Origin of the sequence: Shewanella sp. S1-58-MNA-CIBAN-0166, from assembly GCF_040310085.1 — a bacterium.
Lineage (GTDB): Bacteria > Pseudomonadota > Gammaproteobacteria > Enterobacterales > Shewanellaceae > Shewanella.
Map to the genome: position 1 here is coordinate 36195 of NZ_JBEOPN010000020.1, position 18277 is coordinate 54471.

Sequence of the window (18277 nt, forward strand, 5' to 3'; positions counted from 1 at the left end):
ACAAAGCGTTAGGAGGAAAATAACTCATGCATTACTTAACCTATGTCTCATTAGCAATATATTTCCTGGTAATGCTAGGCATTGGATTGTTCGCGTATAAACAATCAACAAGCGATGTATCTGGTTACATTTTGGGTGGCCGTAAAGTCAGCCCGCAAGTTACTGCACTGTCAGCTGGAGCCTCCGATATGAGTGGCTGGATGCTAATGGGCTTACCTGGCGCCATGTTCTTAGTAGGCTTCGAAACCATCTACATTGCGATCGGCCTATTAGCTGGGGCATTGATTAATTATCTGATCGTGGCACCTAAATTACGGGTTTATACTGAAGTCGCGGGTGACTCCCTAACGATCCCTGAGTTTTTTGCTAAACGCTTCCACGCACCTAACAGTAATGTGCGGATTATCGCGGCAGTGATCATTGTGATCTTCTTTACCTTATATACCTCAGCAGGATTAGTCGCTGGCGGGAAATTATTTGTCTCTGCATTTGATTTAAATTATGAACTCGGGCTCGTGATCACCCTAGGTGTAGTAGTGTCTTATACCCTACTCGGTGGCTTTTTAGCCGTCAGTATGACTGACTTTGTACAAGGCTGTATCATGTTTGTTGCCTTGATTCTGGTACCCGTTGTGGCATATCAAGAGTTTAGCAGTGCTGATAAAATGATGGGCTTTGCTTATGAGTCGATCCCACATTTTTCTGATGCGATGCAAAATGTCACTATGCTCGGGTTAATTTCCAGTCTTTCTTGGGGATTAGGTTATTTTGGTCAGCCACATATTATTGTGCGCTTTATGGCTATTCGCTCGGTTTCTGATATCAAAGCGGCACGAAGAATTGGCATGAGTTGGATGACGGTCACCATTACTGGTGCGCTGGCAACAGGTCTAGTGGGTATTGCCTACGCCAATAAATTCGATATGACAATAAGCGATCCTGAAACCATCTTTATTGTATTTTCTGAATTGTTGTTCCATCCACTGATCAGTGGTTTCCTCTTAGCAGCCATTTTAGCCGCTATTATGAGCACGATTTCTTCACAGTTATTAGTGTCGTCAAGTTCATTGACCGAAGACATTTATCGAGTCATTTCGAAAAAAGAGTCAACTGAGAAAGAAATGGTCAGAATGGGACGTTATGGTGTAGCCGGTGTTGGTATTGTCGCCAGCTTACTGGCGCTCGATCGCTCAAATAGCATCTTATCGATAGTCAGCAATGCATGGGCTGGATTTGGTGCGGCCTTTGGTCCACTGGTACTGTGTTGCCTATATAAAAAGAACCTGACCCATAAAGCCGCTGTTGCGGGTATTATTTCGGGTGCAGTGACCGTATTGTTTTGGATTTACGCGCCAGTTCTGGCAGATGGAAAAGCGTTAACCACCGTAATGTACGAAATGATCCCCGGCTTTATTGTTAGTAGTGTAGTGATTTGGATTACCAGCGCTCTTGACTCGGATCCTTGTAATAAAACAGTTGATACCTTCCATGAAGCGAATCGTGTTTTAACCGAGCAACAGTAATGGAGAACAAAACTATGTCAACTTCACATTGGAAACGGATTGTCGTTAAAGTGGGAAGCGCATTAATTGCGCCCCATCAACAAGGTTGTAGCAGCCATTATTTATTAGGTATTGCACAGTTTATCGCTACCTGTCGCGCTCAAGGATGCCAAGTTGTATTGGTATCTTCAGGGTCAGTCGCCGCGGGTAAACATAGATTCCCAGATACGGCAGAGCCAAGTATTTCGCTTAAAAAAGCCATGGCAGCTGCAGGCCAGGCCGATATGATGGCCACCTGGGATAAATTGTTCGATTTCCCATCGGCGCAGCTATTACTTACCCATGGTGATTTACGCGACCGTGACCGTTATATCAGTATTAAAAATACTATTTTTACCCTGTTAGACAATGGCTTACTTCCCATTATCAACGAAAACGATGCTGTTACCGCAGCCAAGTTACGTGTTGGGGATAATGACAATTTATCAGCTATGGTTGCCGCAGCAGCGGATGCAGATGCGTTAATTATCTGCTCTGACGTAAAAGGGCTTTATACTAAAAACCCTAATTTACATGAAGATGCCACGCTAATTAAGCAAGTCAGTGAAATCAATGCTGAGATTTATGCTATGGCTGGCGGTGCTACGAGCAGCGTAGGTACTGGCGGCATGTTAACCAAGATTGAAGCCGCTGAGAAAGCAATTTCACACGGAATTGAAACCATGATTGTCGATGGTTTTGACGCGGACACATTCAATCAACTTTTAAAGGGCCAAAATCCAGGCACTTTATTCACCCCGTATGATGTACCGATGCAAGAACACTTGCATTGGATGATGCATACCTCACAAGTTCAGGGTGAGTTAATTGTCGAAAATGACTTTAGCGCTGACCTTGAAGAGCATGATACCCAACTAACCACTGACGATGTAGTGGCCGTAAGAGGCAACTTTTCCGTCGGCGATACTGTTTTAGTGCGCAAAGGCGATGGCACTAAATTGGCAAAAGCCAAATCAAACTACAGTAGTTGTTTATTACATTTTATTGCAGACCAAGAAGATCGTGAATTTGCCAACAATGCCCAGCAAAAAACGGGCCCACTGATCTCTGACAAAAACATCGCCATTTTGGAGCAACTATGAGTTTAATTAAAGATTTATCGCAAGCAGCAGCCACAGCGGCACAAACTCTAGCCCTATTAGATGAAAAAGTTAAAAACACTATTTTACTTGATATGGCCCGTGCACTTAGAGCACACAGCGACGATATTATTAAAGCGAATTTATTGGATCTTAACCATGCCGAAAAAGCGGATTTAGGCGCGGCAATGATAGATCGATTGACACTGACACCTGAACGTATTGAATCTATGGCTGCGGGCATTGAAACCGTTGCATCATTACCCGATCCTGTCGGCATGGTACGTGAAATATGTGAGCGACCAAATGGTCTAAACATTCAAAAAATGCGCGTACCTTTAGGCGTTGTTTGTATGATTTATGAAGCACGCCCTAATGTTACTGCTGATGCAGGTGCATTGTGCTTTAAATCAGGTAATGCAGTGATATTGCGTGGCGGTAAAGAAGCAATACATTCAAGCAAAATCATTGCTTCTATTTTACAAAATGTATTGCAAGCATATCAATTACCACCAGCACTGATCACCGTAATACCCGATCCAGATCGCGCTTTATTACTAGAGCTTATGCAGCAACGTGACTTTATTGATGTCATTATTCCACGCGGTGGCGAAGGCTTAATCAATTTTGTTACAGATAACAGTAAAATACCTGTTATTCAACACTTTAAAGGTGTTTGTCATTTGTATGTTGATAAAGATGCCGATCTTGATATTGCGATGTCTTTATTGCTCAATGGTAAAACCCAACGTACTGGAGTATGTAATGCTCTAGAGGGATTACTGGTACATCAAGACGTAGCGGCAGCCTTTTTACCTAAAGTGGCAGCCCAACTTGCTGCACATAAAGTACGTATAAATGTCAGCAAAAATGCCCAACAATACTTTGAGCATGCCAACGTTATTAGCGATGATGATTTCGGCCAAGAATATTTAGATTTAGAAATTGCCATTCGCCAAGTCACTGATTTTGATCATGCTATTAATCATATTCGCCGCTTTGGTAGCCATCATACTGAAGTGATTTGTACCCAAAATGAATTAACGGCTACGCGTTTTCAACGCACCGTGGATGCCTCGGTAGTGATGGTTAATGCATCGTCACGTTTTTCTGATGGTAGCGAGCTCGGTCTAGGTGCTGAAATTGGTATTGCCACCAGTAAATTGCATGCCTACGGACCTATGGGCCTTGAGTCACTTACCACTGAGAAATACTTAGTCAGCGGTGTAGGTCAAGTTCGCGCATAATCAAATAGGCTCCACAATTCAAAGGCCAAGCGAAAGCGTGGCCTTTTCTTTTTAGCGACATTTTCGGAGGTTGTCATCTCTCAACATGAATCATTAGACCCCAATACCTGTATCGCCTTTATTGGTGGTGGCAACATGGCAAGAGCCATAATCAGCGGCCTACTTAAACAAGGTCATAACAGTGCCAATATTCTAGTGTGCACCCCCAGCCAAACTACTCGACACGACTTAATCGATAAGTTCAATGTTAAAGTACATCAAGACAATACCGCCGCAGTTGCGTTTGCTGATGTCATCATTGTTGCCGTTAAGCCTTTTGTAGTACCTGTAGTGTGTGAGCAGTTGAGTGAAGTTATGCAGTACGATAACCGAAAACTCGTTATCTCGATTGCCGCGGGAGTCAAACATGCCACACTCCGCCAAAAACTACATTTCTCACCCAAAGTCATTTGCGCCATGCCAAACTTGCCTACCGCCATTGGTGAAGGGTTAACGGGTTTATATGCGGGACCAGACACTCACGCTAATGACATTGCGCTAGCAGAAAGACTCATGCGTGCTGTGGGTGAAACAGTATGGCTAAAAGAAGAAAGCCAAATGTCGACCATCGTGGCTGCAGCAGGCAGCTCGCCGGCGTATTTATTCTTATTTTTAGAAGCCATGGAGAAAGCTGCCATTGAACAAGGGCTGCCGCAAGAAACAGCCACTAAAGCTGTGTTGCAGAGTGCTATGGGAGCAATATCAATGGCGATGAATAGTCAGCATAACTTGGCGAGTCTACGTCACCAGGTGACCTCACCTAAAGGCACAACGGAACAGGCAATATTGGCATTTCAGGATGGTGATCTTGACGAGCTAGTTGCCAGCGCAATGGCGTGTGCAGCGACAAGAGCAAAAGAACTGTCTATAGGCTAACGGGGCTATGAACCTGAGCTGACGGTTAATACCATCCGCTTGGCTATGTGATAGCCATATAGCGCTTTGCTAAGCCACAATGGCTTAAGCTTAGCGCAGTAACTCTTGTTTAATCAATTTCAGTAGAAAGGTTTCTCGTTCAATCGATAAGCCTTTTTTGCTGCTGTTGGCGATAGTGTCAAGGTTATGCCTAATAGCCTCATCGATATCAATCCATACTGGTATCATGCCGTTATTAATTTCGTGAGCTTCAAATTGGGTTTCCCCCAGCTGGCTGTCAATATCACAAGTGAAACAATAAGACAGCATATTAACCGACGTATAACCATCTCGTTGCCAAGGACGATATTCGTCATATAAGCCAAATGGATTAATATTGCGAATTTGTTGGGCGCCAGTTTCTTCTTGTAACTCACGGATAAGCCCTTGCTCTATCTCCTCGCCAGCATCAACGCCACCACCAGGCAATGAATAGTCATGATAACGTTGGGTGTAAAGCATTAATATTTGATGATTACGCATGACAATTGCGCGAGCAGCAAGCCGCGTTAGCATTGTTTGGTGATTCGCAGCAATAAAATCTGCTGGAGTGTCGGAATGATAACGAGTGGTTAAGTGGCGCATTATAGAAGGGCTCATCGCAATAAAAAGCGCATGATACGTTGCCAAACTATATGCTTCAAGTTTGGCGTATAAGTTAAAACTACTTGCAGGGCGGCATATCAGTATTTGTAATGACAACTTGAGTGCAAATAATAACAATCAATTATGAAGCTGATTATTCACAACAAGCGACTTTGGTACTCTTAGCTCAATGCTTCCAGTCAAATACTCTTTGCTAGGTACTTTCAGTTAAATAACCAACGTTAGAAAACCACATTTTAAAAGCCACAGTTAAATACCCATTGTGATATTACAAAATGGGGCACTGCTCATGGCAACACATGGTCGCTCATCAATACGATGCTGGGTTTAGCATGTGAACTCAAGACAACCAAAAGATAGACAACCTAAAAAGTCCGATCGGCAAAACTGATTTTCACACCATGGGCGCCTGTTTTGACATTCTTGAGCTAATTGAAACAAAACCATAAATTTTAATCGTCCTTTCATACCAATATCTTAAAATAACCGCCTAAATAGACGGTTATTTTTTAAATTTTACCTATGCTTAGTTATCACTTATCAAGGATTGAATGATACGGTTATCAAGATACAAAGATTAACGTTCACTGAATGTCACCTCGGAAGTTGCTTATGATTAAATTTTGGTACAAACAATTCCCTCAGTATCCGCCTGATCACCCTGATTATTGGCGCATTCGCTTAATCGAACATTCGTCACTCATTACCACGAGTTACTTTCTCATTCTTACCCTGATCAACCTATTCTATTTTGAAGGTTATCAATATGCCTTGCTCGACGGTTCAGGCTTAGTTATCTCATTGGGTATTTACTGTCGTTTTCGTCGCACGGGTCATGTAAAGATAACCGCATGGGCTGTCACTCTCATGGTAGCCAGTTTAATTATGCTATTTGTGATATCAGCCAAAGGGTATTCTCATTCACTGTTTTGGGCGACGCTTATTCCGCCTTTTTCATTTTTTCTTATCGGTCGAACATGGGGCACATTTATTTCATGCATCTGCTTTAGTGTGTGTGCTTTTATTGTTTACCTGCAAACGCAAGACTCTCAGCCAGTGGCCTTTAGCACCGGCTCATTATTCAACGTTATTGAAGTGTGTATTGCACAAATTTTACTGTTTAGATTTTACGAAAAAACCCGTTTTTCAGCTTATAAAAAACTGGCACTGCGTAATTTAGAAATCCAAAAAATGGCTGAAACAGATAAACTCACCGGACTGTATAACCGTGAAAAACTCGATTTTGCGCTTGATACTCTACTGACCACACCAGCAGCTAATGCGCCCATGGCAACAGAAAGCGCTAACGCGACAAAACGAACAGACGAAGCACCGATTATTTACCAACCTTATGCGGATGACCATCCGCTGAAAAACCATCAAACAACTCAAGATTTACTCAGTAAACAAGCTGCCACTCAATACCCTATTTCGGTAGCAATTATCGACATCGATCATTTTAAACAAATTAATGATAATCACGGCCATTTATTCGGAGACAAAGTGCTATGCCAACTCGCGCAATTATTACAAAACCAAATGCGTAGCGACGATTTATTAGCACGCTGGGGCGGCGAAGAATTTGTGGTGGTTTTACCCAACACGACATTGGCTGATGCTGTTGAGTTAACCGAAAGGTTAAGGCTGTATATTGCCATGCAAAATATTCAAGCAATGGAACTGACAATTAGCTTAGGTGTCGCCCAGTATAGAGTAGAAGACACGGCTCACAGCTTGCTTGACCGCGCAGACAAAGCCTTATATTCAGCAAAATCTGGCGGCCGAAACTGTGTAGCAGCGGCTTAGTAGGATAAAGAACAATTAACAATTAACAATTAACAGAATATTGAATCTTACTCTTGTAAGCGACTCGCTGGCGCAGCCACAATATAATGCTTACCATTAATGCGCTCAATAATTTGCGTTGCGGTTAAATCATGCACCACATTAACCACCGTTGAAGCCGCATCGGTAATGGCCCCTATGACCACTAAAATAGGGATCACTTCCATCGGTAAACCTAAAGTGGTCACAATAAAGATTTCACCTAAAAATGCTCCGCCCGGTACTCCGCCAATGATAAATGCCGATAATACCGAAATCAAAATCGTCAGCATAAATACATCGGTCGTAAAATCGAGACCTAATAACGAATAAATAAACACGATTTTTAGTGCGGTAATAGCCGCTGCACCGCCTTTATTGAGATTCACTAGTAACGGTAAGCTAATCTCGGCAATTTGCTCATTTAGGCCCATTTTAGCCGCACTGCGAATAGTCACAGGTAACGTCGCTAACGACGAGCTAGTGCCTAATGCCGTCACAGCAGGTTCAAGCATATGTTGCCAAAAACGTTTCACACCTTGTGCACCACCGCCAATCCACGCATATAACGTCGAACCTAACGTTAGGTAAATAGCCATCGCCACGAAAAACAGCCCCACAGCTCGAGCAAATGTCCCCATTAATTCAGTATCTTGACTAGCCATAGTCGCGGCAAAATAAGCACCAAGCCCAATTGGAGCCACATACATTAATATCGAAATCACTTTCATGATCACGGTATTTAAACTGTCTAGCATGCGCCCCACTCTCTGGCCATCTTCACCGGATTGACCAATGGCCACACCGCCAATCACCGACATAATAATCAATGCTAATATGTTTGATTTAGAGAGTAGTCCGACAAAATCGTTAGTTGTGAGTAAGCTGACAAAGTCCATGCTACCCGAGGCAGAATCAACGGTATTGGCTAAGTCTAATGTCACCCCTTGCGCGGGATCATATGCTAATGCCAACAACACTACGCCCACTGACGGAATAATCGCCATGACAATCGACACAGCCATAATAGACACCAGTATCGCGCCTAATTTCTTTAAATCGGTCATGTGAGCAATAGATGACATCACACTCACAGCAACCAAAGGTACGATGATCATAAACAGTAGATTGAGAAATATTTGTCCAATAGGCTTAAGCTTGATAGCCCATTCAGGAAATAACCCACCAAACAATCCGCCCAGCAGTAAGGCACTCAGTAAAATAATGGACGAACGATAAGCACGTAAGCTACTCAGCATATTGGATCCTAAGAATAATTAAACAAAGATGGAATAGGCAGCAGACTCGGCCCAAAGAACGATTAACGCGTTAACAACTAACAGAAAATGCAGATGTACAATTAACCCTATCAAGATGCTAGCAATTTTCACTATCGACAATCACTATCGACAATGATTATCAACAACCGCTATCGATTTTCACTGTCGATCATCACTCTCTACAATGACGTACTAACAACATAACTTAATGATAAATATGACACAAAACCAATACTATACACAACTACAAACCGCACTAGCCGTTCGGCAACGCTTGGATTTCAATAATGAGCCCTTCAGGGCCGCGAACAAAAATTTGTTTAACCGACTTTCCCGGCACTTCACTCATAGAATAGCGCAGGCCCAGTTTGGCAATTCTTGCCATGACATCTTGATAGTTATCACTGAAAAAACTCACATGATGAACAATATTTTGCGGTTGCTCATTTTGCGACAGTTGATAGCTTACCTCTGCCTGCTGGTTAGCAAAAATATGTATCACATCTTTGTCACCGGCAAATAAAAAATAACCAGAAAACTCAAGATTAGGCCGATCACCAACGGTTAAATCTAATAGCTCCACGAGAAAATCGCTCATTTTTTGCGGATTTCTAGCACTTAGTGACAAATGATCAAAGCGAATATTCATACCACGCCCTTTTAGAATATAGCCGACTTTAACGATCTTTATCAGCAAAGCCTTATATTACTGGGATTATGACTACCAATGAACCACCACAAAAGCTAAACATTATCAAAAATTATTTGATAATCAATTAGCGAGACAATTCTTCAGTAAACATTAATACCATTGACACCACACTATCCACACCTTTGTATCGATCGGATAGCAGAAGATGCAACTCACATATGTTGTGCTATATGAATAAGTTAATCATTAAGTCAGTGTTGAATAGGGAAGCAACAGTATTTGTAACAAATACAATATGAAATGATTGAGTTGAAAAAAGTAATTTTAAATAGGTATTAGATAGGATTAAAACGTTGTTAACTCAAAGCAGAGTATAAATATAATGTACAACATCACGGTAACGAGAGATTTTATGGTGCTGCGCAATAGGGAAGTAAATAATGGCAGTAATAATCAGTAAATGAAGGAAGCTTGCTCACTCGCAAGCTTCCTAAAGCTAAACTACATGTCGATATAGATTGGCCAACCAAGTAGACCAATTAAGCCTTCTTTGTATTCCAGGCGCTCCAATCGTTCAGGAGAGGCATTTTGAATGGCCAACTCTTGATAACTTCGAGAGAAATGCAGGGTCCGCAACAATGCTGCGTTAAAATGCTTACCTAAATCTAAACGAATTGCATCAGCAAGCTCGTTAGGTAACTCGGCCAAAGCCACCTTAGTTTGTAGCTCGATAAATTCGAGGTTAAACCATTCATCTTTAAGTTCTATACGAGCCATGCGGCGTTTAAGATCTTGACGGACTTTTTTACCGTCAAAAAATATCCGATATAACACGGCTTCTGCCAGAGTACTTTCTAGATTGATATAATCCATTGGATCAAAAGTGCCGACAATGTAGAACTGAGCCAATAAGGCATTAATAGATTGCTGGCGATTATGCTCAGCTAATGCTTCTTGGTAGTAAGCCCAGCCTTGCCATTCGTCACAATCAGGTGGACTCGACACTTGATCAAGCAATACTTTATCTACGTCACCATAAACAGATTTACCATGAAGCCTGTGTTGGCTAACTTTAGTAAGCATCCCCCAGCCCTTCTGGAACGACTTAACTACGCCGTCATCAGTCAGTAGCAACCGTATAGCATTAGCCTGACTTTGGTCCGATAATGCCATTAAGCCAATGCTAACAATGCCAATGACATCTTGCGCGGCTTCTTCAAGCAAATGCATTTTATACTTGTTATAAAACTTATCAGCGAACTTAAGGCTCATCAAAATGGCTTTCGCTTTGATCTGTCCCAATTGCTCATTACTGAGCAATTCTTCGGTTCGGCCATAAGCCAACACCCGACTCAGATAGGGACCCTGATTTTCGTCACGTAATACCAATTGCATTTGCAGAACCCTTAATCAAGAAAGCTAAACATGTCATCAACTTCAGCATACTCGTCGGTGACCTGGTTCTTTTCTTTCGCCTGTATCACTAACTCGCTGGCAAACTGGCTGATAATTAACTGCCAGTCAGAGCCGGTGTTACGCAGCATGTTCTTAATCGCCTTTTCAACATTAGGCGCTCGATCGCGGATCAATGCTAATAAACTACGAGGGTCATCGATGCTAAGACTGTGAGCCTCTTCATCGGCTTGCCAATCTGAGTAACCCACGGTTTCTTCATCCGCTTCATCATCAAAAGTGTCGTTTATCTCATCGTCATCACCGCTGCTACCGCCTAAAATAAGCTCGATAAACGGAATCGATAGATAAAACAGCGCAGCAGGATCTTCAGCCAAACACTCTAAAATTGCGGTTTGTTTCTCTTCATTGTCTTGGATTCGAATAAGATAAGTCATAAAATCAAAAGTATGCTGCATTAACTCTTCGGCATTACTTTTGATTTTTTCTTCCCAATAAAGCGGCTGCTGGCAAACAATGTCGCGGATCTGTTCTGGAGTCATTAACTCAGACATAATCGATGGACACGAAATATCATGCTGACTGTTAATTTGTGTCAACGTAACGATATCCATTTTCTCGATAACTTCAACCAACTGATCATCTGACATCGACGATGCAATCAATTCAAATCTCTTGCTGGCCTGTTTAGGCTCAACATTAGCCAGCTCTTGTATTTCAGCTGCGGTTATTTCAATGAGACTGTTCATTCGATATCCTCGTCATATTGGTCATAATAACCTTCTTCATCGCTATCATAGTCCGTGTCGTCATCATCGTTTTCATCACGTTCATGCTCATGAAGACCATCAGAATCATCTTCCTCAGGCTTGGGCGCTGTATCTCCCTGAGTCTCTAACAGATACACCACGGCACAACTTTCAATGAGCAAATCTTCGTTATATTTGCGTACCGCAAGCGCCAGAGGTAGATCGGCGTTGTTAAACGCAATCGTCGTTTTAAATTCATCCCAGCTTGGGTGAATATTCAAGCTAATCCAATGTGCCCATTGGCGCTTTGACTCAGGCGAGAACTTAACTCTTTCATAAAGTGCAACAGGTAAATATTCAGGGACTGAATCTAGCATCCCAGGATCGGCCAACAATATCTCTCTGATTTGGCTGGTAAACTTTGCCAGTGCATTTGGCGTATCAGGGTCGTTGTAAGATTCTATATTGTCATTGGCATTATTTTTTAGCTCATTAATGCGTGAGATATTAAGATGTTTAGCCATGGGATACTCAGGAATAATATTCGTCCCACAACTCGCGCATAGCGGCTGTGGGATCGGTAACAATTACGTTGTTAAAATCATTGATAAAAGCATTTCTCTGCTTTTTATCTGACAACACTTCGTAAGCTTTTTTGACTCGTTGGAGCTGGACAGATGCTTGTTGCTTTTCATCATCAGACGCCCCAAGTAATTTGTCAGGATGGTACTTATTCGATAAACGTTTATAGGCTTTTTTTATGTCATCTTCTTTGGCATTGGCTCTGACGCCCAGTACGCTAAAGTGGTTAATCATAGTTATTCCTGCAGGCGATGTGGCAGTGATTGCGAGATAAAAAAGTCTGTAAATAGATAAATTTTTTAGCCCGCTATTATATCAACAATCACAGGCTTGCAGCAAACATAAACCCAAGTTAAGTTGCAATCATTTAAGACATCAATTTTAGGACATCAATTTCAGGACAGTAATTTTATGACAGCTATGACACCCAAAAAGCAGCGTTGTCATTAACAGGTGTTATCTTTGCTGCCGTTAAGATGCCACCAGCCAAGTTGAATGATGCGATATTAACAATATCCACGCCTATCTGAGTTTGCTAGCATGATGCTTTAACGGCAAAACACCTGCAAAAATTACCCCATTTCAATCAGACTCACAAATTCGCGCATCGCAGGTGAAACACTGTATTTGCGGGTAATAAACACCGTATTACCCGATTCGATACCTTGCAGTTGTCGGTAATGCAGATTGAATAACTGCTGAGCTGATTTTGCAATACCGCTGCTGACAATCGCGTAGCCAATATTGTGTTTTACCGCGCTGACTAGATGAAATAACGAATCGGTTTCTAACACCACATTAAAGCGTAAATCCGTTTCTGCCATCGCATTATTAATGTATTGCCTAAACTGCATATTTTGGCTCAACAACACCAATGGTAAACGTTGCAAATTATTAAGGGTTAATCGGTTATCACTTAGCGCAGTAGTGTCGAGCTGATTAACAAGTGCTTGGGTTGATAATACCGCCATATCATTATCAATCTGCGGATAAAAATGAAACGTGCGACGATTCGCCTCAGTAAGGTTTTCATCAAACCCTAAACCGATATCAATTTGATGCAAAGTCAGTTGCTCAATCAGCTTTTCATTGGTGGTCACTAAAAGCGTCACGGCAATATTAGAATGCAGCTCGTTGAATGCTTTAATTATCGGCATAATATCGACACTCGACTGCGGCACAATGCCAATCCGCAAAGAGCCGATTAAGGGCCCACTAAACACACTCAATTCTTGTTTTAGCGCCGCTTGATCTAACAGCATTTTTTCTGCATAGCGCAATACAATCTGTCCAGCATCGGTTAACGCAACAAACTGACTGCCGCGCACCACTAGCTCGGTACCAAAGCTTTTTTCCAACGCGGTAATACTGGCAGACAAAGTCGGCTGGGTAATATGGCAAGCTTTGGCTGCTTTAGCAAAATGCTTAAACTGCGCTAATTCATAAAAATAATGTAACTGTCTCAGGTTCATACGCCCTTCAAAGTCTCCCTATCAATTCCACTATATTAATAGATAAAAACTATCACCGCATAAATTTGTTTGATTGGCTTTGTGTATTAGTGCCCCCTAAACTGTGATCCACGTCCGGTTTTGAGTCTATACACATGAATGCTTCATATAAATGGTTGCCCCCCATTGAACATCTGGTAGAGGAAGCGGCTGCCGCCATTAATATTAACGGGATTAACTATGCTGTGATGATGGTCACCCCTGATGATATTGAAGATTTTGCGATTGGTTTTTTATTTGCCGAAGCCATTATCCAACACGATCATGACATACATGACATTCAAATAACGCCATCAGATAGCGGCTTTATGGTTGAAGTGACTATCGCCAATCGTTGTCTGTCGGCCTTAAACAGTAAAAAACGTCGGCTCGTGGGTGCAACAGGTTGCGGTATCTGCGGTGTTGAAGCAATAGAACATGCACTGCCTCAATTAGCTATTCTTCCGGTCACACGCCCCATTGACATTAATAACCTTGAAACCTTAAAACAACGTATTGCCGACAGCCAAATAAAAGCTCAACAAAGTGGTGCGATACATGCGGCTTTAGCGTTAACAGCACAAGGCGACATTATCGCCTGTCGTGAAGACATCGGCCGTCATAATGCACTCGATAAACTTATCGGCATGTTAATAAGGCAAACAACCGCGACGCAAAAAACATCATGTAATACCTTATTAATCACCAGTCGTTGTAGCAGTGAATTGATCCATAAAGCGGTTCTTTTTGGCGCTAACAATCTTATTAGTCTAGCTTCGCCAAGCCAACTGGCAGTAAAGCTAGCACTAAAATACAACCTCAATATTATTCACATACCCAAGTTTTCAGCGCCTATTTATTATTCCAGTTACGATTGTCATTTTAATGTTAACCGTCTATCGCTGAGCCCTATCGGAGAAATTCATGTCTAGTCATCACCAAAAACCAACTAAAGCCGGCGGATTTCCTTCACTGCAAGCCACATTTACTCATGTACTTCGCAGCCAACACACCAAGCAAAACCTTAAAAACTTACTCCGTGTTAATCAAACTGATGGCTTCGATTGCCCGGGTTGCGCATGGGGTGATAACAAGCAAGGTGCATTTCAGTTTTGCGAAAATGGCGCCAAAGCTGTGGCATGGGAATCAACAGGCAAAGGCGTTGGCCGCGATTTTTTTGCTCAACATTCGGTACGCCAACTAACAAAACAGACTGACTACTGGTTAGAGTATCAGGGGCGTTTAACCGAACCAATGCGCTTTAATGCGATAACCGATCACTATGAACCAGTAACCTGGCCTGAGGCATTTTCGATTATCGCCACCAAGCTCAACAGTTTAAGTAACCCTGACCAAGTTGAATTTTACACTTCTGGACGCGCCAGTAACGAAGCCTCCTATCTCTACCAGCTCTTTGGCCGGCTTTATGGCACCAATAACTTTCCCGATTGCTCTAACATGTGCCACGAAGCTAGCGGTGTCGCATTAATTAACGCCATTGGAATAGGTAAAGGCACGGTAGTATTAGAAGATTTTGATGCCGCCGAAGCCATTTTTGTGTTTGGGCAAAACCCTGGCACCAACCACCCAAGAATGATGAATACTCTGCGCAAGGCCGCCAAACAAGGAGGTAAAATTGTCACTTTCAATAATCTTAAAGAAGTTGCCTTAGAAAAGTTCGCCAGTCCACAAAGTCCTATAGAATTGCTCACTCCTGCAGCCACTACCATCAGCCATTTGTATTTAACCCCTAAATTAGGCGGCGATATGGCCGCTGCGCGAGGCATGGCTAAATTTATTATTGAACAACGTCCAGATAAAATAGACCATGAGTTTATACAGCAGCACAGTGCATTTTTTGAAGATTATCAACACAGTGTTACACACACTAGCTGGGATAAAATAGAACAACAATCTGGACTGACAAAAGCAGAGATTATTCAAGCCGCGACCGTGTTCAGTGACAGCAAAACCGTGATCAGTTGCTGGGCAATGGGCTTAACTCAACATAAGCATTCGGTCGACATTATTCGTGAAGTCGTTAATCTGCATCTGCTATGTGGTCAAATAGGTAAAAAAGGCGCCGGATTATGCCCTGTTCGCGGCCACAGTAATGTGCAAGGCAACCGCACAATGGGCATTAATGAAAAGCCGTCTGCCGCTTTTATTACCCGCTTAGAACAGCATTTGTCTACCAGCTTACCGCGGCAAGCGGGCCACAATGTGGTCGAAGCCCTTAAAGCCCTGCACAGTAAACAGAGTAAGGTGCTAATTTGTTTAGGTGGAAATCTCGCGGCTGCGGCGCCCGATACTGATTTTACATACCAAGCAATGCGCAATGCTGAACTCAATGTTCAAATCAGCACTAAGCTTAATCGCAGCCACTTACAAGTAACACACGACGCCTTAATTTTACCTTGTTTAGGCCGCACTGAATTAGACAAGCAGCAAAGCGGCATTCAAAAAATCACCGTTGAAGACACCTTTAGTATGGTTCATGCTTCAACAGGCATGACCGAACCCGCCTCTGAACAATGTTTATCTGAAATTGATATTGTCGCTCAAATGGCTCATGCAACATTTAACCATTCCGGCTCGACTCAGATCAACTCAACAAACCATGCCGCAAATAAACTAGATTGGCTGGCATTACGTGATGACTATGCACTAATTCGTCAGCTTATCGAAAATACCATCGACGGCTTTAGTGACTTTAATCAACGTATCGAGCAACCTGCCGGGTTTTATCTGGGGAATAGCGCTGCTGAGCTTATTTGGAATACCACTAACCAGTTAGCTCAATTTAATCCTAGTCAGTTGCCAAATTCAGTTATTGCAGATTGCTCAAGCAACGCACAAACAACTGCGTCATCCGCCGAACAACACCCTATTTTTTTACTGCAAAGTTTGCGATCTCACGACCAATACAACACCACTATTTATGGCATGGACGACCGATATCGCGGTATTAAAGGTAAGCGGAATGTATTGTTTATGAACCAACAAGATGCTGTTCAGCTTAATCTGCTTGAAGACCAACTTATTGATATACAGTCTATTGCCAACGACAATATCGTCCGCAAAGTCTGTGGCTTTAGCGTGGTTTATTACGACATTCCACGCGGTAACATTGCTGCTTATTACCCTGAGACGAATCCACTGGTGTCAATCAACAGCGTCGGAATTGGCTCTTACACCCCAACCTCAAAATCAATCCCGGTGGTTATTACTCCATCAACCAAACAGGTGATTAGCGTGGCTCAGGTGTAAGTAACCTAAACTCGGGATAACAATACTCAAACAATGTAGCCCTAGCGCATTAGCGCTGGGCAACTAAATCGGCCAAAACTTGTTTATATGCTTCAACTGGATGCGCGCCAGTTAATGCACTCGATTGGTTAAAAATGACCGTGGGCACACCCGAAATACCGAGTTGCTGCCAATGGGCTTCTTTGGCGCGAACCTGTTCAGCCACTGCTGCGTTATCAAGTAAACTCATGGCTTCTGCGGCATTAATACCCACTGCGGTGAGCTCAGCGGTCAACACCTCACGGTTTGAAATATCTTTATGTTCGCTAAAAAAGGCGCTGAATAAACGCAATTTAAGCTCCGTTTGCTTACCGACCTCTTTCGCGTATTCCAACAACACATGAGCGTCTAAAGTGTTAACCATTTTCATCTGTTCAAAATAGTCAAAAATAAAGCCATGTTCAGCCCCCTGTTGAGCAATATTGGCCCGTGCACGAACGCTACCTTCTGGGGTTGTGCCGTATTTTCTGGCTGAATGCTCACGCAGATTTTCACCTTCAGCAGGCATGTTAGGGTTAAGTTCAAATGGTTGCCACTCAATCTCAACTTGATCTTGCAGCCCAAGTTCATTTATCGCTGCTTCTAAGTGTTTATAACCGACGATGCACCAAGGGCACACTACATCTGAAATAATATCGAGCTTAATCTTTGCTGTCATTTGGCTGTCCTCATCTCTTCAAGTACGCTTTTTCACTGTAACGTGATAAAAAAATACCAATGCCATTTGCGATAACGCGGCATTGGTATTATGAAGTCATACATGAATCTACTTATCGTGAATGATAATCTTTGATAAAAATGTCGGTAAAATGTTAGTAAAAAATTACCAAGTAAACTTTTTGAATGCATCATCAACCGGTGTTTTTGCCACATGGTTGGTATAGTTACTGATCACTTTTTGTGACAGACCTAAAATGATTTCTAATACCTGCTGTTGGCCATAACCTGCGGCATAGAATGCTGCTAGTTCTGCTTCAGAAATATTGCCGCGGTTACGTACGATACTTAATGTCGCATCTTGTAACGCTTGTAATTTAGCGTTTGGCATCGCCTCTTTATTACGTAGTGCTTCAGTTAACGCTGGGTCTACTTTCATTGAATGTGCAATACCTGTATGGGCTGGTACGCAGTAACCACATTCGTGTTCAACATTAATGGTTTGCCATACAACCGTTAGCTCTTCAGGGTTAAATGATGTGTCTAAAAAGGCCTGATGTAACTGTTGGTAAGCTTGCAACGTGCTTGGAGACTCTGCTAAAACGCCAAATAGATTGGGAACCATACCCATTTGTTTTTTAGCACCCTCTAACATAGCTTTGCTGCCTTCTGGTGCGGTGTCTACTGTATGAATAGTAAATGCAGTCATAATATTCTCTCTTCTAGATAAATAAATTTAGGAGCGTTTCGTTTCGAATTGAGTCCACTATAAACCAATTTGAACAATCGCTCAAGTTTATTTTGAGTGATCGCTCAAATAATTTATCGTCATTCAAATCACACAATAAAATAACAGCCCACCTTGTTGCGCTA

Annotated in this window: 17 protein-coding genes and 1 pseudogene; 8 read left to right on the top strand and 10 right to left on the bottom strand. The window is 42.4% G+C overall.

The genetic code is table 11. The features are described from left to right. Positions 1-26: 26 nt before the first annotated feature. The 4 genes from putP (at position 27) to proC (ending at position 4803) form a co-directional block, all read left to right on the top strand. Positions 27-1523, top strand: coding sequence for a sodium/proline symporter PutP (putP, locus tag AAEY99_RS13075; protein ID WP_101085979.1), 1497 nt, complete (start codon positions 27-29; stop codon positions 1521-1523). Positions 1524-1537: 14 nt separating this feature from the next. After that, positions 1538-2644, top strand: a complete 1107-nt coding sequence (gene proB / locus AAEY99_RS13080) for a glutamate 5-kinase (RefSeq protein WP_101085980.1) — start codon at positions 1538-1540, stop codon at positions 2642-2644. Further along, positions 2641-3888: a glutamate-5-semialdehyde dehydrogenase gene (locus AAEY99_RS13085; RefSeq protein ID WP_101085981.1), complete on the top strand. Its 1248-nt coding sequence runs from the start codon at positions 2641-2643 to the stop codon at positions 3886-3888. Before proB ends, AAEY99_RS13085 begins: the two co-directional genes overlap by 4 nt. Before the next feature lie 75 nt (positions 3889-3963). Then, complete coding sequence (gene proC / locus AAEY99_RS13090; RefSeq protein ID WP_101085982.1) at positions 3964-4803, top strand: pyrroline-5-carboxylate reductase; 840 nt, start codon at positions 3964-3966, stop codon at positions 4801-4803. A gap of 90 nt (positions 4804-4893) precedes the next feature. Here the strand turns inward: proC and AAEY99_RS13095 are convergent, their stop codons facing one another. Beyond that, positions 4894-5427: an NUDIX hydrolase gene (locus AAEY99_RS13095; protein ID WP_351010756.1), complete on the bottom strand. Its 534-nt coding sequence runs from the start codon at positions 5425-5427 to the stop codon at positions 4894-4896. 302 nt (positions 5428-5729) lie between these two features. Here AAEY99_RS13095 and AAEY99_RS13100 point away from each other — a divergent pair. After that, positions 5730-5897, top strand: a pseudogene (locus tag AAEY99_RS13100) (AGE family epimerase/isomerase); the annotation flags it as partial. A 163-nt stretch (positions 5898-6060) separates the two neighbouring features. Then, positions 6061-7254, top strand: coding sequence for a GGDEF domain-containing protein (locus AAEY99_RS13105; protein ID WP_351010758.1), 1194 nt, complete (start codon positions 6061-6063; stop codon positions 7252-7254). A gap of 47 nt (positions 7255-7301) precedes the next feature. Here AAEY99_RS13105 and AAEY99_RS13110 read toward each other — a convergent pair whose 3' ends face one another. The 7 genes from AAEY99_RS13110 to AAEY99_RS13140 all read right to left on the bottom strand — a co-directional run bounded on the left by AAEY99_RS13110 (position 7302) and on the right by AAEY99_RS13140 (position 13420). Further along, positions 7302-8531 (bottom strand): dicarboxylate/amino acid:cation symporter, encoded by a 1230-nt coding sequence (locus tag AAEY99_RS13110; RefSeq protein ID WP_351010759.1) that lies wholly within the window; start codon positions 8529-8531, stop codon positions 7302-7304. Between the two features lie 277 nt (positions 8532-8808). Next, the gene (locus AAEY99_RS13115) at positions 8809-9201 is read right to left on the bottom strand and encodes a VOC family protein (RefSeq protein WP_351010760.1); all 393 of its coding nucleotides are present in this window, start codon (positions 9199-9201) and stop codon (positions 8809-8811) included. Positions 9202-9705: 504 nt separating this feature from the next. After that, positions 9706-10599 (bottom strand): cold adaptation protein AtcC, encoded by an 894-nt coding sequence (atcC, locus tag AAEY99_RS13120; RefSeq protein ID WP_162022386.1) that lies wholly within the window; start codon positions 10597-10599, stop codon positions 9706-9708. 11 nt (positions 10600-10610) lie between these two features. After that, complete coding sequence (atcB, locus tag AAEY99_RS13125) at positions 10611-11366, bottom strand: cold adaptation protein AtcB (protein WP_102037673.1); 756 nt, start codon at positions 11364-11366, stop codon at positions 10611-10613. Beyond that, positions 11363-11890 (bottom strand): cold adaptation protein AtcA, encoded by a 528-nt coding sequence (atcA, locus tag AAEY99_RS13130; RefSeq protein WP_011636233.1) that lies wholly within the window; start codon positions 11888-11890, stop codon positions 11363-11365. Before atcA ends, atcB begins: the two co-directional genes overlap by 4 nt. A gap of 7 nt (positions 11891-11897) precedes the next feature. Further along, a complete protein-coding gene (gene atcJ / locus AAEY99_RS13135; RefSeq protein WP_059745623.1) occupies positions 11898-12182 on the bottom strand; it encodes a cold adaptation protein ActJcold adaptation protein ActJ in 285 nt (94 codons plus the stop codon). 338 nt (positions 12183-12520) lie between these two features. Further along, positions 12521-13420 carry a LysR family transcriptional regulator gene (locus AAEY99_RS13140; protein ID WP_351010763.1) on the bottom strand — a complete coding sequence of 300 codons (900 nt, stop codon included), beginning with the start codon at positions 13418-13420 and terminating at the stop codon, positions 12521-12523. A 134-nt stretch (positions 13421-13554) separates the two neighbouring features. On the opposite strand from AAEY99_RS13140, the gene fdhD reads away from it, so the two are divergent. Both fdhD and AAEY99_RS13150 read left to right on the top strand, forming a co-directional pair. Beyond that, positions 13555-14370: a formate dehydrogenase accessory sulfurtransferase FdhD gene (fdhD, locus tag AAEY99_RS13145; RefSeq protein WP_162022385.1), complete on the top strand. Its 816-nt coding sequence runs from the start codon at positions 13555-13557 to the stop codon at positions 14368-14370. Continuing rightward, a complete protein-coding gene (locus AAEY99_RS13150) occupies positions 14363-16708 on the top strand; it encodes an FdhF/YdeP family oxidoreductase (protein ID WP_351010764.1) in 2346 nt (781 codons plus the stop codon). Before fdhD ends, AAEY99_RS13150 begins: the two co-directional genes overlap by 8 nt. A 49-nt stretch (positions 16709-16757) precedes the next feature. On the opposite strand, the gene AAEY99_RS13155 is transcribed toward AAEY99_RS13150, so the two are convergent. Together AAEY99_RS13155 and AAEY99_RS13160 are read right to left on the bottom strand one after the other, a co-directional pair. Further along, positions 16758-17405 (bottom strand): DsbA family oxidoreductase, encoded by a 648-nt coding sequence (locus AAEY99_RS13155; RefSeq protein WP_123777318.1) that lies wholly within the window; start codon positions 17403-17405, stop codon positions 16758-16760. 165 nt (positions 17406-17570) lie between these two features. Beyond that, entirely contained in the window at positions 17571-18113 is a 543-nt protein-coding gene (locus AAEY99_RS13160; RefSeq protein WP_351010766.1) for a carboxymuconolactone decarboxylase family protein, read from the bottom strand. Positions 18114-18277 lie beyond the last annotated feature (164 nt).